Here is a 22,398-nt window from a genome sequence, read left to right as displayed (position 1 = left end):
GGTGGTCTCCTTGGGGTCTCAGGGGTCGAATGCGGGCGTGGCGGAGTTCCCCGTTGGGGCCAAGGCGGAGTTCAAGGTCCACGACGGGCTCTTCAAGGGGACCTACGCTAGCCGGGTGGAGGATTTGAGGGACGGCATGGTGGCGCTGGCGCACCCCATGTTCAAGGGGGGGCTGTTGCCGGTCTACCGGGACATGGAGTGCGAGGTGATATCCGAGGACTCCCGGTCCCCCATGAGGGGCAGTTGTGTGGTGGTCCGGAGCGACCTCTCGTCCCCGGTGCCCCTGCTGTGGGTGAGGATCTCAGGTCCGGTGGAGAGGGTTCAGCGCCGGCGCTACCTCAGGGTAAGCTGCGTCAAGGAGTTCAGGGTGTTCCCCCTGGAGGTGGAGCACCGTTCCCCCCTGTCGGGCCGTTGGCTCCGGGCTGTGGGGGTTGACCTGAGCCTTGGGGGCATCCGGTTCAGGCTGGCGTTCCCCTACCGGCTGTCCAGGGAGGACTCGTTCCTGGGCATGCTACCCTTCGGGGAGGCGGGGGTGCCGGCGGTGCTCAGGCTGACAAGGGTGGAGAGGACCGCCGACGGGCTGTTAGACTGCGGATCCTCCTTCGAGTCCATCCCGGGATGGTCGGAAAAGTATATAATAGAGTTCATACGGACCCAGGAACTTAATTCCCGCCAGGGGAGAGATGCGCCATGACGACCAGCAGAAAGATAAGGGTTATGGTGGTGGACGACTCGGCCTTCATGCGCAAGGTCATCGGCGACATCCTTTCCTCCGATGGCCGTTTCGAGGTGGTGGCCCGGGTCAGGGACGGGGAGGAGGCCCTTCAGAAGTTGCAGGAGGCCTCGCCGGACGTGATAACCCTGGACGTGGAGATGCCCCGGAAGAACGGCCTGGAGGCGCTCAAGGAGATAATGGAGCGGCGTCCCACCCCGGTGGTGATGGTTTCCAGCCTGACCCGGGAGGGGGCGGAGGTGACGTTGCAGGCCCTGTCGCTGGGGGCGGTGGATTTCGTAACCAAGCCGTCGGGCACCATATCCCTGGACATGAACAAGGTGGAGGAGGAGCTCAAGCAGAAGGTCTGGGTGGCCAGCACGGTGGACCGGAGCCGGCTCGGCCTTCGCAGGTTCCCTCCGGAGAGGCGGCCTCAGCCCCCGGTGTCCCAGCCCTCCGCCCCTGCGGCGGCTACGGCGCCCAGGAGGAGGCCCCAGCGGGTGGATCTGTTGCTCATCGCCTCCTCCACCGGGGGGCCCAGGGCCCTTCAGGAGGTGATCCCCGCCATAAGGAAGGACTTCCCCTGTCCCGTCCTGGTGGTTCAGCACATGCCCCGGGGTTTTACCGCCTCCTTCGCCGAGAGGCTGGACGACGCTAGCCAGCTGAAGGTGGTGGAGGGCTACGATGGATTAAAACCGCAAAGGGGTATGGCGGTGATAGCCCCTGGAGGTTATCATATGGTGGTGGACAGATCCGGTGCGGACCTGGTCTGCAGACTCTCCGACGCTCCACCGGTCAGATCCGTGAAGCCCGCGGCGGACATGTTGTTCATGAGCGTGGCGGACGTGGTGGGCGGTTCGGTGGTGGCGGCGGTCCTGACCGGCATGGGCAGGGACGGGGCGGACGGAGCCCTGGCGCTGCACCGAAAGGGAGGGATAATCTTGGCGGAGAGCCCAGAGACTTGCGTTGTCTATGGCATGCCTAGGGCGGTGGTGGAGGCTGGCATAGCGGACGAGGTGATCCCTCTCTACGAGATGCCGGAGGCCTTTCATCGCTGGACCGTGGGTCCTTAGGTTCTAGACTCTAAAAATCCCGTGAACCTGGAGGCGGATAGCCGATGACCAACATGGACATGAGTCAGTACATAGGAGCGTTTCTGGACGAGGCAACGGATCAGCTGAAGAACCTGAACGAGCTGCTCCTGGCGGCGGAGCAGAACCAGTCCGACATGGGCATAATAAACGAGATATTCCGGGTGGCCCACACCTTCAAGGGCATGTCCGCCACCATGGGCTTCGACTCCATGGCGGGTCTGACCCACGCCATGGAGGATCTGCTGGGGTTAGCCCGCAGCGGAGAGCACGTGCTCAACTCCGAGGACGTGGACCTGCTCTTCAAGTGTCTGGATGCCATAACCGCCATGGTGGACAACATAAGGGGTGGGGGTAGCGACAAGGACGTGGACGTGAAGGCCCTGGTGGAGCAGCTCCACCGTTTGGTCAACAAGGCCCACGAGGCCCCCGCCGCCAAGCCCGCCAAGGTGGGGAAGAAGGTGGAGCTCACCGAGCAGGAGAGGGGTTGGGTGAAGGAGGCCCGTCATCAGGGGATGGCGGTCTACGAGCTCAGGGTGGCTTTGAGCCCCAGTTGCATGTTGAAGGCCGCCCGGGCCTACATGGTGGTGACCCGTCTTGGGGAGATGGGGGAGCTGATAAAGACCCAGCCCGGGGTGGAGGACCTGGAGAGGGAGGCCTTCGACACCGAGTTCTGGGTCTACGTGGCCACCCATGAGACCGGGGAGGCGCTGTCGTCGGTGGCGTCCTCCATAAGCGAGGTGGCGTCGGTGGAGGTGACGCCCCTCAACTTCGACGAGGACGGTGGGCTCTCCATAGGGGACATGGAGGACGACGAAGACGAGGAGGAGCAGTCCTCCTCTGGAACCCCCCAGGTTTCCCAGGGGCAGCAGCCTCAGGCGGGTGCGGCCCAGGCGCCCCAGCAGGGTTCCAAGAAGGGTAGCCGCACTGTCCGGGTGGACATAGGGCGCCTTGACAAGCTCATGAACCTGGTGGGGGAGCTGGTGATCGGCCGGGCCAGGATAGAGCGGCTGGCCCAGGAGACCAAGATAAAGGCCTTCGACGAGCCCCTGTCCCAGCTGGGGCGCATATCCGGCGAGATCCAGGAGCTGGTCACCAAGCTCCGGATGGTGCCGGTCTCCATGGTGTTCGACCGGCTGCCCCGGCTGGTGAGGGACCTGTCCCGTCAGATGGGCAAGGAGGTCCGGCTGGTGGTGGAGGGCCGGGAGACCGAGCTGGACCGGACGGTCATAGACGAGATAGGGGACCCCATGGTTCACCTGCTCAGGAACTCCCTGGACCATGGGCTGGAGAGCCCGGAGGAGAGGGAGAGGAACGGCAAGCCCCGGGAGGGGACCATCACCGTGGCGGCCTATCAGGAGGGCAACGGGGTCATCATAGAGGTTCAGGACGACGGCCGTGGGATAGACACCGCCAAGGTAAGGCGGAAGGCGGTGGAGCGGGGCATAGTGACCGCCGAGCAGGCCCAGATGATGACCGACGAGGAGGCCATCCGGCTCATCCTGCTACCTGGGTTCAGCACCGCCGACGTGGTTACGGACCTCTCAGGCCGTGGAGTTGGCATGGACGCGGTGAAGAGCAAGGTGGAGTCCCTGGGGGGCCAGTTCCAGGTGTTTTCTAAGCTCGGAGAGGGGACCCGGGTGGTCATAAGGTTGCCCTTGACGCTGGCCATAGTGTTGGCCCTGCTGATCCGGGTGGGGGATGAGATCTACGCCATATCGCTGGAGAACGTGGAGGAGACCCTGCTGGTGCCCAAGAGCGAAATAAAGTACGTGCACGGTACCCCGGTGACCACCGTGAGGGGAGAGATACTGACCCTTTCGGACCTGGCGGGGATCCTCTCAACCCCGGTGGATCGGGAGGGGGTGGAGGAGCATCCGGTGGTGGTGGTCCGGGTGGGCCGGGACAGGAACCGCATAGGCTTCGTGGTGGACGACTTCGTGGGCCAGCAGGAGATAGTGATAAAGCCTCTGGGCAAGCTGTTGCAGAAGGTCCGGGGCGTGGCGGGGGCCACAATCCTGGGGGATGGCAATGTGGCCCTGATATTGGACGCCGCCTCCCTGTAGGGGCGTACCTTGGATGGAAGAGGGTTTGGGTGAGGCCATGTCGGTTGATTTCGATTCCTTCAACAGCATTCAGATGGACGCCATAAGGGAGGTGGGGAACATAGGGGCCGGCAACGCCGCCACCGCACTGTCCAAGCTATTGGGCCGCATGGTGGACATGGACGTTCCGGTGGCGGAGCTGGTCTCGGTCTACGAGATAGCCAACCACTACGGTTCCCCCGAGGACCTGGCGTGCGGGGTGTTGATCCGGGCGGACGGGGAGTTCTCCTGCAACATCATATTCCTCATGTACGAGGAGGAGGCGTCCACCCTGGCGGATCTTCTCATCTCCATGGACCTGAGCTCCATGGAGGAGGAGGTCCGGATGCAGATAAGGGACAGCGCCCTGGCGGAGGTGGGCAACATAATCCTCGGGGCCTTCCTGAACGCCCTGTCTTCCATGACCGGCTGGGCCCTTCCCGTGTCAGTGCCGGCGGTGGCCCACGACATGCTGGGCTCCATAATGGACGTGGTGGCCGCCATGTTCGGCATAATGGGTGACACCGCCCTTCTGGTGAAGACCACCCTCAAGATCCAGGACTCCGACGCAGAGGCCCGAGGTATGGTGATCATGGTCCCCGATCCTGGGTCGCTGGAAGTGCTCCTTAAGAGATTGGGGGTGCTCTAGCCCATGTCGACCTCCGCTATACACGTTGGGATGGCGGACCTGGTGGCGGTGAGGCACCCCGCCACGCTGATAACTCTGGGGCTGGGGTCCTGCATAGGTCTGGTCATATACGATCAGGCCGCCAGGGTGGCCGCCATGGCCCACATAATGCTTCCGGACAGCCGGGACGCCAAGGAGGTCTTGAAGCCCGGCAAGTTCGCCGACACGGCGGTGCCCCTCATGATGGACAAGCTGATGGAGCTGGGGGTCAACAAGTCCAAGCTGAAGGCCAAGATGGCCGGCGGGGCCCAGATGTTCAACATCCCCGGCAAGGAGAGCTCCCTCCTGGCGGTTGGGGCCAGGAACGTGGAGGCCACCACTGCCATGCTGGCCAAGTTCGGGGTGCCCCTGGTGGCATCCGACGTGGGGGGTAGCAAGGGCCGTAGTGTTGAGTTCTCCACCGACACCTGGGTCCTGGTGGTCAAGACCCTTGGCACCGGGGTCAAGGAGCTCTAGGGGGGCATTTGATGGATGAACGTTTCCCGCCGGGTGATGTGACACCGGTGCCCGATAGCCTGGCTTCGCTGATCCCCGCCCACGTGGTGGAGGATCTGGCGTCCCTTTTGGGGTGTCCCAAGGAGGCGGTCCTGAGCGCCATCACCTCCTCGGGGGTGGACTACGAGAAGGCCGTTGCCATGCTGAGGGCGGCGGCCCCCACTTATGTGGCGGTGAAGGGGCGGTTCGAGACCCGCCGCAGGGGTGACGTCCAGGGGGCCTTCTGCTACGTGGCGGAGGGCATAACAGGGGAGGTTAAGGACCTCACCTTTTGGGTCGGGGCGGGGGGGCTACCGGAGTCCTTCGATGTCTACGCCGGCTGGGAGTCTGTCCGGGCCGCCATAAGGTCCATCCCGGCCTCCCCGGACAGGAGCCTGTACAAGCAGATGGAGTCCCTGCTGGAGAGGCTCTTCCCCCCCACCGCCATAAACTCCCTCTTCAGGGACCCGTCCTCCGCCCCGGCCAAGGCCCATTCGCTCAAGGAGGCCCTGTCCCAGTCCCTCAAGCTTGACGTCAGTTGCACCCTGGAGGTGGAGCGGTTCCACCGGATCCGGTTGGACATGTCGAGCCTCGGGAGGCGGGATGAGGTCCCAGAGCCTAAACAGCAGAAGGAGGATACCAAGTCGAAGCCCTCGGAGCTAACCTTGGCCTGCAAGCCCTACCTGGACCCGGTCAAGGGGTTGAGCGTGGGGGAGCTGAACGTGGGGGCGGTGGTCCCGGTGGACCTGGACGACTCGGGCCCCCTGGGGAGGCTAATTGGCCGCTTCCTGGCCAGGGCGGGGCGCAACGCGGAGTTTCCGGTGGAGTCGGTGGAGAGGTCCCCGGCGGGGGATGCGGTGGTGAAGCTGGCGGTGTCGGATGGCATATCCGCGGTCTTCAAGATGTCCCGGGACATGAAGATCCGGGTTTCCCCCACCTCCCGGCCGGAGCCCATGTCCGCCCCCAGGGGCGGTCCGCTGGCGTTGTTCCTGGGGGCCCTGGGACTCTTCCTGCTGGTGCTCATCCTTCTGCTCAAGAGGTGATCCCGTGAGGTCCGACGACGCCATCCTGTGGGAGGCCTACGCCAAGGAGCCCACGGGGGAGAACCGGGAGAGGATCGTCAAGAGGTATATTCCGCTGGTCAAGTATGTGGCGGGTCGCATGGCGGTGACCCCGCCGCCGGGACTGGACTACGACGACATACTTAGCTTCGGCGTAATGGGGCTCCTGGACGCCATGGACCGGTTCGACCCCTCCAGGGGCTTCTGTTTCCAGACCTTCGCGGTGCCCCGGATAAGGGGGGCCATCCTGGACGAGCTTCGCCGGTATGACTGGATATCCCGGACCGGGAGGGACAAGCTTCAGCGGCTGGAGCGGGCCATGGAGGAGGCGGCTGCGGAGGGCACCCTTCTGGACGACGAGGCCCTAATGGAGAGGCTAGGGATGAACGAAAAGAGCTACAGGGAGCTTTTGGAGATCGCCAGCCGATCCTACGTGGTGTCCCTGGATGAGGTCCTGGGCCTGGAGGACGGGGAGGTCAAGCGGGATGGCCTCTTGGAGGACCCGTCCCCCTCCCCCCAGGAGGAGGTGGAGCGCCGGGAGGAGCTGGCCCTGGTGCGGCGGGCCCTGGAGGAGCTGCCCGAGAGGGAGCGGTTGCTCCTCTCCCTCTACTACCAGGAGGGGCTGACCCTCAAGGAGGTGGGGGCGGTTCTGGGGGTGACCGAGTCCAGGGCCTCCCAGCTTCACGGGCGGGCCATAGCCATGTTGCGCTCCAAGCTCCTTTAGAAACGGGAGGTGTGCTGATTTGGATCGGCCTTTCAAGCTGAGCGTCAGGGATGACGGGATATACCTCACTGTGGAGCCCGAAGGGGAGCTGGTGCTGTCCGATGTGGTGGCCCTCCTCAAGGAGAAGCAGATAGAGGACTACGATGGTCAGCTGGTGGCCAGGGCGGTCCAGGAGCGCACCGGCGAGAGCGTCAAGATAGCGGAGCGGAAGACCGACCTGGACCGTCCCGCCAAGATGGAGATCCGGATATCCGAGGACGGCCTCAGCTGCTCCATGAAACTGACGCCCCCCTTGGGGAAGCTTCCATTACCGTCCCCGGAGGACATAGAGCGGTTCCTGCGGGATCACGGGGTTGTGGAGGGCTTTAAGGCGGACGTGATCCGGGCCCTGGCGTCGGGGTCGCACCTGAACCAGTGGGTGGAGGTGGCCCGGGGCCGCGAGGTGGTGCACGGCAAGGACGCGGCCATAGTCTACAAGGTGGACCTCCAGCGACTGAAGCCCAAGGAGACCCAGGAGGGCAAGCGGGTGGACATGAAGGACCTGGGGACGGTGATAAACGTCCTCAAGGGACAGGAGCTGGCGGAGAAGACCCCCCCGGTGCCTGGGCAAGACGGGATGACCGTCATGGGGAAGCCCATAAAGGCCCAGGCGCCCAAGGACAAGAACCTTCCGGCGGGTTCCGGCACCGAGATGTCCGAGGACCGGATGCACCTCTACGCCGCCCAGGACGGGCACCTGTCCATAAAGGACGGCAAGCTGTGCGTGTTGCCCCTCTTCGAGGTGAAGGGGGATGTGGACTACGGGGTCGGGAACATCCAGTTCGTGGGGCCCGTGATGGTCCGCGGCTCCGTCCGGGAGGGCTTCTCGGTGAAGGCCGGGGGGGACCTGTTCGTGGACGGGGTGGTGGAGGGGGCGCACCTTTCCTGTGAGGGCAACATGGTCATAAAGGTAGGGGTCCGGGGGACCGGCAAGGCCCTGCTGGAGGCCAAGGGGGACGTGTCCTGCGCCTACATAGATCAGGCCCACGTGAGAGCCGGGGGGGACGTAAGGGTATCGGAGGCCATAATGCACAGCCAGGTTTCCGCCCGGGGCTCGGTGATCGTCCAGGGGAGCAAGAAGGGGCAGATCGTTGGGGGCCGGGTCCAGGCGGGCATCGAGGTGGTGTGCGAGACCTTGGGGAGCGAGATGGGCACCAAGACCGAGGTGGTGGTGGGGGTCCCGCCGGAGCTCATGGAGGAGAGGCGGAGGATCGTGGAGTCCCTCAAGGACCTGAAGGCCAAGATGGGGGACGTGAACACCAACCTGGGTTACCTCAAGAAGCTGGAGGAGCGGGACCTGCTGGACGACCAGAAGAGGGCACTCATGGTGCGCCTCACCCGGGCCAAGTTCCAGCTTCAGGGGCAGATATCGGTCCTGGAGAAGCGGATGGCGGCCATCGAGGCGGAGGTGGAGAGCAGCAAGGCCTCCGGGCGGGTCCGGGTGAAGGGGACCTGTCACAACGGGGTGGTGGTCTCCATCCGGGGCATGAACTACATAGTCCGATCGGATCAGAAGTTCGTCAGCTTCGCGGTGGAGGAAGGGGAGATAAGGATAAAGCCCTTCGACTACTAGGGGGTGATGGTCCGTGTCTTTGCGGCCCGTGGACTGGCAGCTATCCATGTGGAACCTGGAGCAGAGGGCCCAGGAGGCGCCCAAGGACCCCCTCTCCGCCGCCCTTGCGGCCTCCCGCCAGGTGGAGTCCCAGCGGAGGCAGGAGGATCAGCGTAGGCGCCTGGCGGAGGCGGAGGCCTCCAGCGCCGACAGGCCCCTGGAAGGGGCCGCCGAGAGGGAAGCTGGATCCGGCGGCGGTCGTCGAGGGAACAAGCGGGGTGGTGGACCGAAGGAGGGCCCGGGGGATCCGGAGGGTGGAGCTTCCGGGTCCTTTGAGGTTTACGGTTGAGCGGAGGGATTGTATGGCCTCTGGGGTGAGCGCCGCTTACGTGGTGGTGGACGAGAGGGACGGGCTTTACGTGGGGGCCGCCCTGGTGGTGGATAACCGGGGGGTCCCCTTGGATTTCAGGTACACGGAGCCCTTGAGGCCCACCAAGATAGAGCGGATCCTCTACGGGGGGGCCCTGGATGTGTACCTGAAGGAGGACGTGATCGTGAAGGGTCTGGTGGACGCCCTTGAGGTCCGCCCCAGCCTGTGGTTGGTGAGGGAGATGGACGCCCTGGGGGCGGTGCGCCAGCACGGCAAGGGGCCCACCGCCCTGGTGGAGTCCACCTCCCTGGCGCCCCTGGACCGGACGGGTCAGGCGGATCTCCAGGGGGAGCTGGAGTTCCTGCTTCAGGTGGATCCCATAAGCTCCCCGGTGAGGGTGGTGCTCACCAAGGATCAGCTTCAGCAGGCGAGCAAGGTCTTCGAGCAGCTGGTCTCGCTGGGGGAGACCATGGAGGTGTTGGAGCCCTTCGGCCGGGTGATCAGGGCCCTGGAGGCCCTCAAGGACGAGCCCCTGTGAGGGGGACGTTGGACTGGGCCCTGGAGGCCCTGGGCCGGATCTTCCTTGGCCGGGTGAGGGTGAGGAGCGGCCTGCGGTCCCGGATGGGCCGAGTCCTGGGCGGCCTTCCCCACCGGGAGCTCCGGGTGATTCGTCGGGCACTGGAGGCCCGGTTCATCTCCGCCTCCTTCGTCCGCTGGCGGTCCGTGCGGGTGGCCTCCGCCTCCCGGTGGGTGCTGGACCCCAGGTCCGTCAGGGTGTCCGGGGGGCTCTCCCTCCCGGAAGGGCGGGTGCTTGGGTTCCGGGTGCGGGAGAAGGAGCCTTGGGTTGGGACCGTGCCCCTTGGCAGGTGCCCTGCGGTGCTGGAGGGGCTTGGGCTGGTGGCCTCCCTGCCCCAGGAGAGGTCAAACCGCATAAGATATGCTCCCATGGAGCTGAAGGGGGCTAGCGCCATGGCCCTTTTCTACCCTATAATGAGGGACATAGTGAAGCGAAGCGTTTTGGACAAGAGGTCCGGGAGGCTTCTGTTGTGGTACCATGGGGCCCAATCGGGTGGCAAGCCCGCTCGGCTCCTCATGGTGAGGGTCTTCGGGGCGGAGGATCCGATCCGCTGGGTGTGGCTTTAGGTTTCCCCCCTGGGGGACAGACGACATAAAACTGGAGGGTCGAGCGGCAAATGGTGGAAGACAAGACGGCAACTACCGCCGGGGTGAACGTGGGTGACGTGGTCACCGGGACGGTGGAGCACATAGCTCCCTATGGGGCCTTCGTCCGGCTGGAGAACGGCCAGAAGGCGATGGTCCACATATCGGAGCTGTCCCACAGCTACGTCAAGAAGGTGGAGGACGTCCTGGAGCTCCAGCAGAAGGTGACCGCCAAGGTCATCAAGATCGACGAGCGAGGACGGATAGACCTCTCCATCAAGGCCCTGAAGCCCCGGGAGAGCCGGCCCCCCCAGCGGGGCTACGGTGGGGGTGGGGAGATGGACTTCGAGAAGAAGCTCTCCATGTTCCTCAAGGCCAGCGACGAGAAGATAGCCGACCTGAACAGCAAGATGAAGGACTCCAGGGGAGGTAAGAGGAAGCCGGGGAAGCGATGAGGTGGCAGGTGCACGCGCCGGGGGGCGGCTGCCCCCCGGTTTTCTACGTTCCCCCCGGCTCTCTTGAGGTCCCCTGGACCCCGCCGGATCGGATAAGGGACCTGTCGGTGGTTAAGGGGTTCTGCGCCCCGTGCCGGCGGGGCTTTCCCCGGGTCCTGTTCTGCGGGCCCCTGGGGGCCAGGGGGCCCTTCCCCACCACCTTCTGGCTGGTGTGTCCCCATCTGGCGGTCCGGTGCGCCGAGAGGGAGTCCCGTGGGGCGGTGGGCAGGATGGAGCTGGCCATGGGGTCCCGTTTGGACGAGATGAGGGTTTATCATCTGATGCACGCCCGTCTCAGGGGGAGCCTGCTGGGTCCCTGGGAGGCCTCCAGGGTGCGGAGGGATCCGGGGTTGCTTCGGGCCATATGGGGCAGGGGGGTCGGTGGGGCTGGCTTCGTCCATGGCTTCGGCGCCAAGTGTCTTCACCTGCACGTGGCCTCCTGGCTGGGGCTTGGGTACCACCCAATGGCTTCCTGGCTGGCCCTGGAGGTGGGGGCCTTGGAGTGCGGAGGACCCGGATGTGGAGGTGAGTCTCTTGTGGAAGGGTAGGTTCAGGGGGGAGACGGACGTTAGGGTCCGGGACTTCACCCAGTCGCTGGATCTGGACTGGTGCCTGGCGGAGGACGACATCCGGGGCAGCCTGGCCCACGCCAGGATGCTTGAGCGGGTTGGGATAATATCCCAGGAGGACCTTCGGCGCATAGAGGAGGGGCTGAGCGAGATCCTGGAGGAGATCCGGAACGGGTCCTTCGAGCCCGATCCGGCCCTGGAGGATGTTCACATGAACGTGGAGGCCCGGCTCACCGCCAAGGTGGGGCCCTCGGGGGCCAAGCTCCACTCGGGCCGTAGTAGGAACGACCAGGTGGCCACCGCGGTGAGGTTGCACCTGCGTCGCAGGCTCAAGGAGCTCAAGGGGGCCCTGGGGGGCCTTCTGAAGGTGTTGCTGGAGCTGTCGGAGCGTCATCAGGAGGTGATAGTGCCCGGCTACACCCATCTGCAGCAGGCCCAGCCCATAAGCCTTGGGCACTACTGGATGTCCCACTTCTGGGCGTTCCTCCGGGACGGGGACCGGCTGGACTTGGCCTTGATGTCCATATCCCGGTGTCCCCTGGGTTCCGGGGCCCTGGCGGGGTCCACGCTTCCGCTGGACCGGTTCATGGTGGCCCGGGAGCTGGGCTTCGAGGGGCCCACCCAGAACAGCCTGGACTCGGTGGCTCAGCGGGACGCGTTGCTGGACGCTCACTACTTCTGCGTATCCTGCGCGCTTCACTGGAGCAGGCTCTGCGAGGACCTGATAATCTACGCCTCCCGGGAGTTCGGCTGGCTGGACCTTCCGGACCAGTTCTGCACCGGTTCCAGCATGATGCCCCAGAAGAAGAACCCGGATGTGCTGGAGCTGTCCCGGGGTAAGGCGTCGGGGGTGCTGGGCCGGTTTGTGGACCTGGCGTGCATGGTGAAGGGGCTGCCGCTGACGTACAACCGGGACCTCCAGGAGGACAAGCGGGGTCTTTTCGAGAGCCTGAGCGTGACAGGGTCAGTGCTGGAGGTGCTGTCCGCCCTTCTGGAGCGGGTGGAGGTGGACCAGACCAGGGCCATGGAGTGCTTCTCCGACGGGTTGGCCCTGGCCACCGACGTGGCGGAGTACCTGGTGATGCGGCGGGTGCCCTTCCGGGAGGCCCACGAGAAGGTGGGGCGCCTGGTCCGGTGGTGTGTGGACCAGGGGCGGCGGTTGCACGGGCTCAGGTTGGATGAGATAATGAGGTTCATCCCCGAGGCGGGGGAGGACCTGCTTCCCCTGTTGGATATAAGGACGTCGGTGGAGCGGCGGTGCACCTACGGGGGCACCAGCCCCTCGGAGGTGAGGAGGCAGAGAGAGGAGGGGGCCCGGCTTCTCGAGTCGTGGCTGGGCTCCGGGAGCCTTGACTAGGGCGGTTTTTCCTGTAGAATCATCCGATGTGGCGAGCCGTTAGCTCAGTTGGTAGAGCACCGGACTTTTAATCCGGGTGTCGTGGGTTCGAATCCCACACGGCTCACCAGGAGTAGAAGTGGGTCCCATCGTCTAGTGGTCTAGGACACCGCCCTTTCAAGGCGGCGGCACGGGTTCGAATCCCGTTGGGACCGCCACAGACACGTGCCGGTGTAGCTCAGCAGGTAGAGCAGCGCACTCGTAATGCGCAGGTCGGCGGTTCGAGTCCGCCCGCCGGCTCCAGAGGATGATCCCCCTTCGGTCTAGGAGGGGGATTTTTTTATGACCCGGCCATGGAGGTGACCCTTTTGGCTTGCAGGATCTTGTTGGTGAGGCACGGCAGGACCGGCTGGAACGCCAGTTTCCGCTACCAGGGGCGAACCGACGTCCCCTGCGATGAGGAGGGGATGAAGCAGGTGGAGCTCACCGTCCGGCGGATCGTCCGGTGGGAGCCCACGGGGATCTACTCGAGCCCCCTGGTGAGGGCCCGGTGTCTGGGGGAGGCGCTGGCGGAGGCGGGCTCATCGGATCTTCGGGTGGACCCGCGGCTCACGGAGCTGGACTTCGGCCGCTGGGAGGGGCTCACCGTCCGTGAGATAGAGGAGCGGTACGGGGAGGAGTACCGGCTATGGCGCCAGGACCCCTTTGGCAGGACCCCGCCTGGGGGGGAGGATCTGGCCTCCATAACCGGAAGGCTGGAGGACTTTGTGGAGAGCTCCGGGATCCTTGGGGAGGAGAGGGCGGTGCTGGTGTCCCACGGTTACGCGTTGAGGGTCCTCATGGGGGTGCTGCTCAAGGTGAGGGACCTCAAGGTCTTCTGGCACCTCCGGGTGGACAACTGCTCCATAAGCGCCGTGGACGTCTATGGGGACTTCCGGATGCTGTGCTTCACCAACGACCGGCACCACCTGATGGGCTACCCGGATAGCCCCCTGGGGGAGTGACGCCCCCCTTGTGGTAGAATTCCCGTGGGTCGTCTATAGGATTGGGGGTGGTGTGTTGTCATCCGAGTCTATGGTTGGTCCAGGGGGTGACGAGGAGGCCCTTTGGGCCCGGTTGGCCCAGGGGGACCAGGAGGCCCGGGAGGAGCTGATCCTGGCGTACCGTCCCATGGTGTTCTGGCTGGCCCGTCGGCTTGGGAACCGGGCCTACCAGGACGTGGTCCAGGAGGGGATGCTGGGCCTCCTGGAGGCGGTGGACAACTTCGACCCGAGCCGGGGACATCGGTTCTCCACCTACGCCTACTACAGGATCCGGGGAAGGATGATAAACTTCCTATCCCGGGTGGAGGGGTCCTCGCCGATCCCGGTGGAGGATCAGGTGTTGGAGGAGCTGGGTCCCTGGGAGGACGGCTTCAGTCGGTTGGATTGGACCATGGACCTTCAGCTGGCCCTGGGGGCTCTCTCGGAGAGGGAGGCGGACGTGGTGCGATCCCTGGTCCTGGAGGACATGAGCGCCCGGGAGCTGGCGGAGGAGAAGGGGCTGGACGTGAGCTACATCCACAAGATAAGGAGGAGGGCGCTGGCCAAGCTCCGGGAGGTGCTCTCCCTTGGGGGGGCCTGATCCACTTTTCGATGCCCTTCGGGGATAACGTTAAGTGTCGGGATCCTTGAGGGTGGGGGTGGTTTCCCTTGGATGTGGAGTTGAGGCTCAAGCGGGTGAGGCGCTGGCTGGAGAGGCTCACCCGGGCGGTGGAGGCCTCCATGTGGGACAGCGCCCTGGCGGAGAGCCAGTGCCTGGAGGCGGAGGCCCGGTCATTGAGGGATCACGTGTCCCATCTGGTGGCGGGTGCCCCCGCGAAGGCCGGTGCCCGGTGGAGTCCCGCCCTGGTGGGGGCCGCCATGGCGTTGCTGGCCCTCCTGGCCTCGGTGGAGCCCTTAGCGGTGGGGGATGGGGTCCCCGTCCCGTCCGCATCGGTTCCCCGGGAGGAGAGGCCCGTCCCGGACGTCAAGCTGGTGGATGCGGTGCCGCCCCAGCGGTTGGATCCTGCGTCTCCGCCGGTGAGGGTGGTTTCGGTGGCCCCCGCCAGGGCGGCGGAGGGGGTCGCCAGGTCCAGGCAACCTAGGGTTGCGGAGTCCGGTGTGTCCCCCAAGGGGTCCCATGCAGTGCCCCCGGCGGAGCGTCCCGGGGAGTCCCGGCCCTCGCTGGGGCTGGACGAGGCCCTGATCCTGCTTAGGGCGGGTCAGAGGGCCCTGGAGGGGCAGTGACCCTCCTACTGGGGGACTTCATACCTTATAATGTTTAGACCGCAACAGAACGAGAGCAGAGGGTGGGTGGTCCCGTGAGGGTGTGGCGCGTTTTGTGCTTGGTTTCGCTGCTGGTTGCAGTCTTGGCGGTTCCCTCGTTGGCGGAGGAGGGGGCCAACGTGGCGGCGGTGGAGGTGGAGGGGCTCGAGAGGACCGTGGCGTCCTACGTCACGGGGGCCCTGTCCACCAAGGTGGGTCAGCCCCTTAGCTACGAGAAGCTTGACAGGGACCGGGATGCCATCTACGACCTGGGGTTCTACGAGACGGTGGACTACCGGGTTGAGGAGGTGCCCGAGGGGGTTCGGGTGGTGTTCACCGTGAAGGAGAACCCGGTGGTCCAGGCACTCCGCTTCAAGGGCAACGTGGCCTACCGGGAGGAGGAGCTGAAGGCCCTCTGCTTCACCTCCCCGGGCAACATCTTCAACCGGACCTTCTTCAGGAACGACCTTCAGCGGATCACCGACAAGTACCGCAAGGATGGGTACGTTATGATGCGGGTCCAGGATGTGGAGGTGAAGGACGGGGTGGTGGAGGTCACCATCCTGGAGCCCCGGGTCGGGGAGGTGGTGATCCAGGGGAACAAGAAGACCAAGGATTACGTGATCCGCCGGGAGCTGAAGCTCAAGAAGGGTGACCTGTTCAACGCCACGGTGCTTCGTCACTCCCTGAACCGCCTCCAGGCCAAGGGCTACTTTGAGGACATAAGCGTGGGTTTCGAGCCCACCGAGGATCCGGTGGTTATGGATCTTATCCTCACGGTGGAGGAGGCCAAGACGGGCAAGTTGGGTCTTTCGGTAGGTCACGGCAGCCAGAGCGGCTGGAGCGGCGGATTGAGCTACAGCGACAGCAACTGGCAGGGTCTCGGAACGAACCTTTCCGCCGGGTTTGAGTTGGGAGACAACGAGCAGTATTGGGTCTATTACAGCCAGCCCTACATGGATCAGGACACCTACTCCTGGAACGCTGGGGTCTACAAGCGCAAGTGGACCGACTACGACTACTACGACGAGAACAACAACTGGCGCTTCACCTACGATCAGGAGAAGATCGGCGCCTACGTGGGGGCGGGCCGGAAGTTCCGTGGTAACGACCAGCTGAGCTGGTTCGTGACCCTTGACTGGCATAAGGTGGAGAACACTGTCACCTCCGGTGATTCCAACAGGACCCCGGAGGAGAGGCGGGAGATGGAGGACGGCAAAAACTTCTCCGTAACCGCTAGCCTTACGAGGAACACCATGGATCCTTACTTGTCTTATCCCAAGGGTGACGTGGAGACGGTGAACTTCGAGAAGGGGTTCTCGTCCCTGGGGGGCGACTGGGACTACACCAAGTACTGGCTGGAGGCCCGTTTCTACACGCCACTCAAGAAGCTGATGGATTACCTGGACTTCGGCTCCAAGAGCGAGGACAACCCGGTGCTTCTGGCCTTGAGGGCCCGGGCGGGCTGGGGGAGCGGTGACATACCCTGGGGTGAGATGTACCTGGTGGGGGGTACCTCCACGCTGAGGGGGTACAAGGACAACCGGTTCCGGGGTGAGGAGATGCTGCTCTTCAACGCGGAGCTGCGGCTGCCGGTGGAGGACAACTTCTCGCTGGTGTTCTTCTACGATGCGGGGAAGGCGTGGAAGAAGTCCGATGGCGAGGGGATGGACCTTTCGGACCTGGCCCAGTCGAAGGGCATAGGCATAAGGGTCAAGACCCCGCTGGGGAACCTTCGGCTGGACTACGCCCAGGGGGACGATGAGACCAGGACCCACTTCGGATTCGGCGACATGTTCTAGGGGAGCTGATCTTAGGACTTCGGCGAGGGCTGCGGCTTTTGCCGCGGCCCTCGTTTTGGCCTGGTGTGGCCTGGCCCTGGGTGCCCCGAAGGCCTTGGTGGAGGGGGTGCCCCGGTGGCTTGTCCCCTCGGTGGAGAGGACCGTGCTGGCGGTCTACCGGGAGATGGGCACCTCCCGTCCTCAGGGGGAGCGGCTGAGGATACTGGAGATGGTCTGCGGCCGGCTCTTCGAGGGCTATCGGGTGGAGGCCTCCGCCGACGGGGACCTGCTCAAGGTTCGTCTGACTCCCTTGAACGGCCGCTCATGGAGGGTTACCGCCGCAGCGGGGAGTTGGAGGGAACCTGTTTCGAGCTGGATCGAGAAGGACTTGGGGGATCTGTCGTCCGAGTTGGAGCCCCAGCTTCAGGGTCTTCCCAACGAGGCTTTCACCTGGGGCAGGCGGGCCCTGGAGGAGCTGGTGCAGGAGGTCTGCTCCAGGCGAATGCGGGGCTTCCGGGCGGTGGTCACCCCCGCAGAGGGGGTCTTGAACGTGTCCCTCACTCCCGGGGAGCCCCTGGTGCTTGCCTTGAACCCTCGGGTCAGGTCCTCCACGCTGCCCGCCCTGGTCCTGGGTGAGATGAGGGATGAGGCCCTCACCGGGGCCTCCGCCTTCCTGGGGCTTCCGGTGGAGTACCTGAGGGGCAGGTCCTCCCAGGCGGCCAGCCACCTGTGCCGTTCGGCTGAATCCGGCTCCCTGGCGGGCAGGCTGGAGGTGGAGGCCCGGGCGGAGGTTAGGCCCGCCCCCATTGGGGAGCTCTTGATGGAGCTGGACAGCCGCCGTTACGTGATCTGGGGTTGGGTGGCGGCCCACGCCCTTTCGGATGGCCGGTCCAGCGAAGGGGGAGTTCACCTGGGCCGGAAGGTGCAGCTCTTACCCTCCTGGTGGATGGAGGCCTACGGTGAGTGGGTGGTGGATGGCGTCGACCTGTCGGTGGAGAGCCGTTGGGGGCTCAAGTGGCGGATCCTCCAGTATCTGTGGGCGGGTGTAGAGCGGACCTATCCCGGTGGAGAGTGGTTCCTTCGGGTAAATACCGATGTATTGCCCGATGACTTCTATCTGCACATGGCCATCGGTGATAGGGGTGGCAAACGGATTGGGTTAGGACGCCGGCTCTCGGATCACTTCTCGGTGGAGATCCGTTACGACTCCCGATACGATGACCCGGTGAGCCTCATGTTCCTGAGCAACCTTTAGTTCCCCCGTTGGAGGTGTTGGCCTTGCGCTTGGATGAGTTCGCTTCAATCATAGGGGGCCGTCCTGTGGGGGATGGGTCCATTGAGGTTGTTGGGGTGTGTCCCCCCCATGAGCCAGCGGAGGGGCACGTGATCTTCTGGAGGAGCCGGGGGCCCCTGGGCGTTTCGGTGGGTCCCGCGGGGCTGGTGGCCCTCAAGGGGTTGGTGAGGCCCCCCCTGTGGGGGGTGGAGGTGGAGGACCTGGACGGGGCCTGGGTCCGGGCCCTGGAGTGCTTCGATCCCCCCCTGGAGTTCCAGGGGTTGCATCCCACCGCGGTGATCCATCCGGAGGCCTCCATAGGCATGGGGGTTCACGTGGGTCCCTACTGCGTGGTGGAGCAGGGTGCGGTGGTGGAGGACGGGGCGTGGCTGCAGGCCTTCGTCTACGTGGGGAGGATGGCCAGGATCGGAGCCGGGTCGGTGCTCCAGGCCTTCTCGGTGGTTCAGGACCGCTGTGAGGTGGGAGCCCACTGCCGGATCCACAGCTGTGCGGTGGTGGGCTGCGACGGGTTCGGCTTCGTGGAGGGGGCGGATGGTGAGCGGATCAAGGTTCCCCAGATAGGGATAGCTGTCCTGGGGGATCGGGTGGAGATGGGATCCTGCTCCACCGTGGACAGGGCCACCGTGGGGGCCACCCGGGTTATGGAGGGGGTCAAGATGGACGACCACGTTCACGTGGCCCACAACTGCGAGATCGGCCCTAACTCGGTGCTGGTGGCCTACTCGGGGGTGGCGGGCAGCGCCCGGCTGGGCCGGTCGGTGGTGATGGCCGCCCAGTCGGGGGTGAGGGATCACGTCACGGTGGGTGACCGGTGCGTCATCGCCGCCCGGGGAGGGGTGGTGAAGGACCTGCCGGCGGGCTCCTTCGTCTCCGGCTTCCCCGCCCGGGACCACCGGGAGGAGCTGAGGCTTCAGGGGCTGGTCCGGCGCCTGCCGGACCTGTTGGAGCGCTTGAAGGCCCTGGAGGCCCGGGTGAGGGACCTGGAGTCCCGCCGGGGGGATGGGGCGTGAGGTGCTTCGGCCTCCGTGGGGAGGTGTCCTTTGAGGGGGTGGGGTTGCACTCCGGCCGGACCTGCGGCGTCACGGTCCGCCCCTTCCATCTCCCGGGGATATGGTTCTCCTCCGGCGATGGGCCGGTGCCGGCCCACCGGTGGCGCCCCTGCAGCGGTGACCGGAGGACCCACGTGGAGGTGGGGTGCCGGTCGGTGGAGACCTTGGAGCACCTCTTGGGGGCCCTGGCGGGGCTGGACATCTGGCAGGTCCTCATAGAGGTGGAGGGGCCGGAGGTGCCTATCCTGGATGGCAGCGCCATGCCCTTCGTCCGGGCCCTGGTGGACGCTAGGGTGGAGGCGGGGGATGTGGAGCCCGTGGGTGTCACGTCCCCCCTGGCCTTCGAGGATCCCGCGGGGGGCAGGATACTGTGCGCCTACCCGTTCGATGGTCTCAAGGTGTCGTGCCTCCTGGACTACCCGGGGACCCCGCTAGGCACCGTGTACGGGGAGTTCCCGGTGGATGCGGGGACCTTCGTTGGCAGGATAGCCCCCTGCAGGACCTTCGGATTTCGGGAGGAGGTGGAGGCCCTGCTCTCCCGGGGGCTCATAAGGGGCGGGGGGTTGGACAACGCGCTGGTGATAGACCGGGAGGGGCCCATGAACCGGTCCCATCTGCCCTTCAGGGAGGAGTGTCTGGGGCACAAGGTGCTTGACCTTTTGGGGGACCTGGCGTTGGTGGGCCGTCCGGTCCGGGGGGCCTTCGTGTCCATCCGGACCGGGCACGGGATCCACCATCGGGCGGTGGCGGTCTTGAGGGCCCTTGGGGGCCTTGTATCGGATAATGAAGGATAGATGGGGGTAGATGCCATGGACATACTGAAGATAATGGAGTTCCTGCCTCACCGGTATCCGTTTCTGCTGGTGGATCGGATCCTGGAGGTGGGTGAGGACCGGGTGGTGGGGCTCAAGAACGTGACGGTGAACGAGCCCTTCTTTCAGGGTCACTTCCCGTCGGAGCCGGTGATGCCCGGGGTGCTCATCCTGGAGGCCATGGGGCAGGTGGCGGCCTGTCTGGTGTCCCGGGTTCCGGGGCTGGAGGGGATGACCGCTTTCCTGACCTCCGTGGAGGACGCCAAGTTCCGTAGGCCGGTGCGTCCCGGGGATCAGCTGATCACCGAGGCCAGGATGCTCAAGTTCCGGGGCAGGATGGGCAAGGTGTCGGTCACCGGAACGGTGGATGGGGAGCTGGCCGCCCAGGCGGTGTTGGGCTTCGCCCTGTCCAGTAACCTTACGAAGGGGGGGGATTGATCGTGTCCGTGGCGGTTCATCCCACCGCTCAGGTAGATCCCGAGGCTCAGATAGAGGATGGGGTGGTGATTGGCCCCTACTGTGTGATAGATCGCCGGGTCAGGATAGGCCGTGGCACCGAGCTGGGGGCCTTCGTCAGGATATGCGATTGCGTGGAGATAGGCCCCTCCTGCCGGATATACGACCATGTGGTTCTGGGCAGGGACCCCCAGGACTTCGGGTTCAAGGGGGAGGAGAGTTGGGTGCGGATAGGTTCCGGGGTGGTTATTAGGGAGAACGTGACCATTCACCGGGCCTCCGGGGAGGGCAACGAGACCCGGGTGGGGGACGGGACGTATCTGATGGAGGGCTGTCACCTGGGGCACAACGTGGAGGTTGGGGAGCGTTGCGTGTTGGCCAACAAGGTGGGTCTGGCGGGCTACGCCAGGGTGGGTGACCGGGTCACCATAGGGGGCATGGCGGGGGTTCACCAGTTCGTCACCATCGGCCGGTCCTGCATGATAGGTGGATTGAGCAAGGTGGTTAAGGACGTGCCCCCCTTCACCCTGGCGGACGGGCGTCCCGCCCGGATCCATGGGCTGAACAAGGTGGGCTTGAGGCGCCAGGGGTTCACCCCGGAGGAGAGGCGCCGGATCCGGGAGGTGTACGATCTGCTCAGGACCGGTTCCCTGCCGCTCAGGCAGGGGCTGAAGAGCCTCCTGGAGGAGTGTGGCCAGGATCCGGTGGTGAGGGAGCTTTGGGAGTTCATGTCCCGGTGCCGCAGGGGCTGGACCCCCTGGGCCCATCGGTCGGAGGTGGAGGAGGATTGATCCGGCTCTTCGTCATGGACGTGGACGGCACGTTGACCGATGGGGGGGTCTCCTTCGATTCCGCCGGGGTGGAGAGCAAGAGGTACCACATCCAGGACGGGATGGGCATAAAGCTCCTTCAGGCCGCGGGGGTCAGGGTGGCCTTCCTGAGCGGCCGGCACAGCGACTCCACCTCCGCCCGGGCCAGGGACCTTGGGATAGACCTGTGCGTCCAGGGGGTCTATGACAAGCTACCGGTGCTTCGACGGTGGGCGGAGGAGATGGGGATATCCCAGGATGAGGTGGCCTACATGGGGGATGACCTGCCGGACCTGGAGTGTCTCGAGTGGTGCGGCTACGGGGTTGTGCCCTGCGATGGCCGGCCGGAGGCGTTGCGCCTGGCGGATTACGTCACCCCCAGCCGTGCCGGGGCCGGGGCGGTGAGGGATGCGTGCGAGAGGATACTGTTGAGGAACCGGAGGGAGGGGGAGGGTCATAAGGCCTAGGTTCGGTCACCTGGACCGGTTGATACTGATGGAGCTGCTAGGCCCCTTCGCCTTCGGGGTGGCGGCCTTCACGGTGCTCATGGTGGCGGGGAGCCTGCTCTTCAGGATAGCGGACCTGGTGATCCAGCGGGGGGTCTCCCTTGGGGTGGTGGTGCGGCTCTTCCTGTACTATCTGCCCGGGGTGGTGGTGACCACCATACCCATGGGGAGCCTGCTTGGGGCGCTGATGGGTTTCGGGAAGCTGTCGTCCCACTCGGAGATAGTGGCCCTCAAGGCCTGCGGGGTCCCCTTTCGCCGGATGGTTCGCCCCCTGGTCGTGGCCTCCGCCCTGGCGTCGGTGGTGACCTTCGTCCTCAATGAGACGGTGGTGCCCCTGTCGGAGCGGGCCGCAAGGAACGTGTTGGCCTATGAGATTATGAGGGAGAGGCCCCCGGAGTTCAAGGAGCGCATGTTCCTTAGGGAGGAGGGCTCCTCGGGGCTCCGGCGGGTGATATACATGGACCGGATCCGCCCCCGGACTGGGGAGATGGAGGGGGTCCTGGTGCAGGAGTTCGAGGGAGGTCGTCTGTCCAGGCTCACATCCGCCCGGCGGGCGGTGTGGCGGGATGGCAAGTGGACCATGGAGGAGGGTAAGACCTTCGAAGTGGCCCCCGACGGGGGTGTCAAGTTCCTCTACTCCTTCGCCCGGGAGTCCTTGAGGCTGGACCTGTCTCCCGCCAGGGTGGAGGCCCAGTCGACGGACCCGTCCCAGATGAGCGTCTTCCAGATGGCGGAGCAGATAGGGCTGATGGAGCGGCAGGGCAGCGACGCCACTAAGCTCCGGGTGATGTTTCATCTCCGGCTGGCGGTTCCGTGGGCTAGCCTGGTGTTGGCCCTGGTGGGGGCCTCGGCGGGGGTGCGTCCCCAGAGATCCGGCGGCGCCGGGGTTGGGTTGGGGTTGAGCGTGGTGATCGTCTTCCTCTATTATGTGGTGCTCTCGTTCTGCCAGTCATTGGGGGAGGCGTCGTACCTGCCGCCGGTGGTGGCCGCCTGGGTGCCGAACCTGGTCTTTGGGGTCGCGGGGCTGTTCATGGTCCGTCGGGGGGACTGA

Annotated in this window: 25 protein-coding genes and 3 tRNA genes; all 28 read left to right on the top strand. The window is 65.3% G+C overall.

All coding sequences use genetic code 11. The features are described from left to right. Position 1 precedes the first annotated feature (1 nt). The 28 genes from TACI_RS06760 to lptG all read left to right on the top strand — a co-directional run bounded on the left by TACI_RS06760 (position 2) and on the right by lptG (position 22,398). On the top strand, positions 2-694 hold the full coding sequence (locus TACI_RS06760) for a flagellar brake protein (protein ID WP_164925431.1): 693 nt from the start codon (positions 2-4) through the stop codon (positions 692-694). After that, complete coding sequence (locus TACI_RS06755; protein WP_012870053.1) at positions 691-1,785, top strand: protein-glutamate methylesterase/protein-glutamine glutaminase; 1,095 nt, start codon at positions 691-693, stop codon at positions 1,783-1,785. The genes TACI_RS06760 and TACI_RS06755 overlap by 4 nt, the downstream gene beginning before the upstream one ends. Before the next feature lie 44 nt (positions 1,786-1,829). Next, on the top strand, positions 1,830-3,869 hold the full coding sequence (locus TACI_RS06750) for a chemotaxis protein CheA (RefSeq protein ID WP_012870052.1): 2,040 nt from the start codon (positions 1,830-1,832) through the stop codon (positions 3,867-3,869). Between the two features lie 13 nt (positions 3,870-3,882). Next, positions 3,883-4,536 (top strand): chemotaxis protein CheC, encoded by a 654-nt coding sequence (locus TACI_RS06745; RefSeq protein WP_012870051.1) that lies wholly within the window; start codon positions 3,883-3,885, stop codon positions 4,534-4,536. A 3-nt stretch (positions 4,537-4,539) separates the two neighbouring features. After that, entirely contained in the window at positions 4,540-5,031 is a 492-nt protein-coding gene (locus TACI_RS06740; RefSeq protein ID WP_012870050.1) for a chemotaxis protein CheD, read from the top strand. A gap of 11 nt (positions 5,032-5,042) precedes the next feature. Continuing rightward, positions 5,043-6,092, top strand: coding sequence for a hypothetical protein (locus TACI_RS06735; protein WP_012870049.1), 1,050 nt, complete (start codon positions 5,043-5,045; stop codon positions 6,090-6,092). Positions 6,093-6,096: 4 nt separating this feature from the next. Beyond that, positions 6,097-6,834, top strand: coding sequence for a FliA/WhiG family RNA polymerase sigma factor (locus TACI_RS06730; protein WP_012870048.1), 738 nt, complete (start codon positions 6,097-6,099; stop codon positions 6,832-6,834). Between the two features lie 19 nt (positions 6,835-6,853). Continuing rightward, positions 6,854-8,446 carry a DUF342 domain-containing protein gene (locus TACI_RS06725; protein ID WP_012870047.1) on the top strand — a complete coding sequence of 531 codons (1,593 nt, stop codon included), beginning with the start codon at positions 6,854-6,856 and terminating at the stop codon, positions 8,444-8,446. Between the two features lie 13 nt (positions 8,447-8,459). After that, positions 8,460-8,774: a hypothetical protein gene (locus TACI_RS06720; RefSeq protein WP_012870046.1), complete on the top strand. Its 315-nt coding sequence runs from the start codon at positions 8,460-8,462 to the stop codon at positions 8,772-8,774. Between the two features lie 13 nt (positions 8,775-8,787). Continuing rightward, positions 8,788-9,333: a hypothetical protein gene (locus TACI_RS06715; protein ID WP_012870045.1), complete on the top strand. Its 546-nt coding sequence runs from the start codon at positions 8,788-8,790 to the stop codon at positions 9,331-9,333. Continuing rightward, a complete protein-coding gene (locus TACI_RS06710) occupies positions 9,330-9,938 on the top strand; it encodes a hypothetical protein (RefSeq protein ID WP_164925194.1) in 609 nt (202 codons plus the stop codon). Before TACI_RS06715 ends, TACI_RS06710 begins: the two co-directional genes overlap by 4 nt. A 50-nt stretch (positions 9,939-9,988) precedes the next feature. After that, positions 9,989-10,411 (top strand): S1 RNA-binding domain-containing protein, encoded by a 423-nt coding sequence (locus TACI_RS06705; RefSeq protein WP_012870043.1) that lies wholly within the window; start codon positions 9,989-9,991, stop codon positions 10,409-10,411. Then, positions 10,408-10,998: a DUF501 domain-containing protein gene (locus TACI_RS06700; protein WP_012870042.1), complete on the top strand. Its 591-nt coding sequence runs from the start codon at positions 10,408-10,410 to the stop codon at positions 10,996-10,998. The genes TACI_RS06705 and TACI_RS06700 overlap by 4 nt, the downstream gene beginning before the upstream one ends. Beyond that, positions 10,985-12,376 carry an argininosuccinate lyase gene (gene argH / locus TACI_RS06695; RefSeq protein WP_012870041.1) on the top strand — a complete coding sequence of 464 codons (1,392 nt, stop codon included), beginning with the start codon at positions 10,985-10,987 and terminating at the stop codon, positions 12,374-12,376. The genes TACI_RS06700 and argH overlap by 14 nt, the downstream gene beginning before the upstream one ends. A 33-nt stretch (positions 12,377-12,409) precedes the next feature. Then, positions 12,410-12,485, top strand: a tRNA-Lys gene (locus TACI_RS06690). A 12-nt stretch (positions 12,486-12,497) separates the two neighbouring features. Beyond that, positions 12,498-12,573: transfer RNA gene (locus TACI_RS06685), tRNA-Glu, on the top strand. Positions 12,574-12,582: 9 nt separating this feature from the next. Continuing rightward, a tRNA-Thr gene (locus tag TACI_RS06680) sits at positions 12,583-12,658 on the top strand. A gap of 50 nt (positions 12,659-12,708) precedes the next feature. Continuing rightward, positions 12,709-13,359 carry a histidine phosphatase family protein gene (locus TACI_RS06675; protein ID WP_242601088.1) on the top strand — a complete coding sequence of 217 codons (651 nt, stop codon included), beginning with the start codon at positions 12,709-12,711 and terminating at the stop codon, positions 13,357-13,359. A 52-nt stretch (positions 13,360-13,411) separates the two neighbouring features. Continuing rightward, positions 13,412-13,978, top strand: coding sequence for a sigma-70 family RNA polymerase sigma factor (locus TACI_RS06670; RefSeq protein ID WP_242601087.1), 567 nt, complete (start codon positions 13,412-13,414; stop codon positions 13,976-13,978). A gap of 68 nt (positions 13,979-14,046) precedes the next feature. Beyond that, on the top strand, positions 14,047-14,622 hold the full coding sequence (locus TACI_RS06665; protein WP_012870038.1) for a hypothetical protein: 576 nt from the start codon (positions 14,047-14,049) through the stop codon (positions 14,620-14,622). Positions 14,623-14,714: 92 nt separating this feature from the next. Next, positions 14,715-16,442 carry a BamA/OMP85 family outer membrane protein gene (locus TACI_RS06660; RefSeq protein WP_242601086.1) on the top strand — a complete coding sequence of 576 codons (1,728 nt, stop codon included), beginning with the start codon at positions 14,715-14,717 and terminating at the stop codon, positions 16,440-16,442. A gap of 55 nt (positions 16,443-16,497) precedes the next feature. Next, a complete protein-coding gene (locus tag TACI_RS06655) occupies positions 16,498-17,676 on the top strand; it encodes a hypothetical protein (RefSeq protein ID WP_012870036.1) in 1,179 nt (392 codons plus the stop codon). A gap of 14 nt (positions 17,677-17,690) precedes the next feature. Beyond that, entirely contained in the window at positions 17,691-18,725 is a 1,035-nt protein-coding gene (gene lpxD / locus TACI_RS06650) for a UDP-3-O-(3-hydroxymyristoyl)glucosamine N-acyltransferase (protein WP_242601201.1), read from the top strand. Continuing rightward, positions 18,722-19,558, top strand: coding sequence for a UDP-3-O-acyl-N-acetylglucosamine deacetylase (locus tag TACI_RS06645; protein ID WP_012870034.1), 837 nt, complete (start codon positions 18,722-18,724; stop codon positions 19,556-19,558). Before lpxD ends, TACI_RS06645 begins: the two co-directional genes overlap by 4 nt. A 15-nt stretch (positions 19,559-19,573) precedes the next feature. Next, entirely contained in the window at positions 19,574-20,014 is a 441-nt protein-coding gene (gene fabZ / locus TACI_RS06640; protein WP_012870033.1) for a 3-hydroxyacyl-ACP dehydratase FabZ, read from the top strand. Between the two features lie 2 nt (positions 20,015-20,016). Then, entirely contained in the window at positions 20,017-20,823 is an 807-nt protein-coding gene (lpxA, locus tag TACI_RS06635; RefSeq protein WP_164925190.1) for an acyl-ACP--UDP-N-acetylglucosamine O-acyltransferase, read from the top strand. Further along, positions 20,820-21,308 carry a KdsC family phosphatase gene (locus tag TACI_RS06630; protein WP_012870031.1) on the top strand — a complete coding sequence of 163 codons (489 nt, stop codon included), beginning with the start codon at positions 20,820-20,822 and terminating at the stop codon, positions 21,306-21,308. Before lpxA ends, TACI_RS06630 begins: the two co-directional genes overlap by 4 nt. Before the next feature lie 19 nt (positions 21,309-21,327). Next, positions 21,328-22,398: an LPS export ABC transporter permease LptG gene (lptG, locus tag TACI_RS06625; RefSeq protein WP_012870030.1), complete on the top strand. Its 1,071-nt coding sequence runs from the start codon at positions 21,328-21,330 to the stop codon at positions 22,396-22,398.

Origin of the sequence: Thermanaerovibrio acidaminovorans DSM 6589 (assembly GCF_000024905.1) — a bacterium.
In the GTDB taxonomy this organism is placed as follows: Bacteria; Synergistota; Synergistia; order Synergistales; family Synergistaceae; genus Thermanaerovibrio; species Thermanaerovibrio acidaminovorans.
The sequence above is the reverse complement of the archived record's forward strand: the minus strand, read 5'-3'. Positions and strand labels throughout refer to the sequence as shown.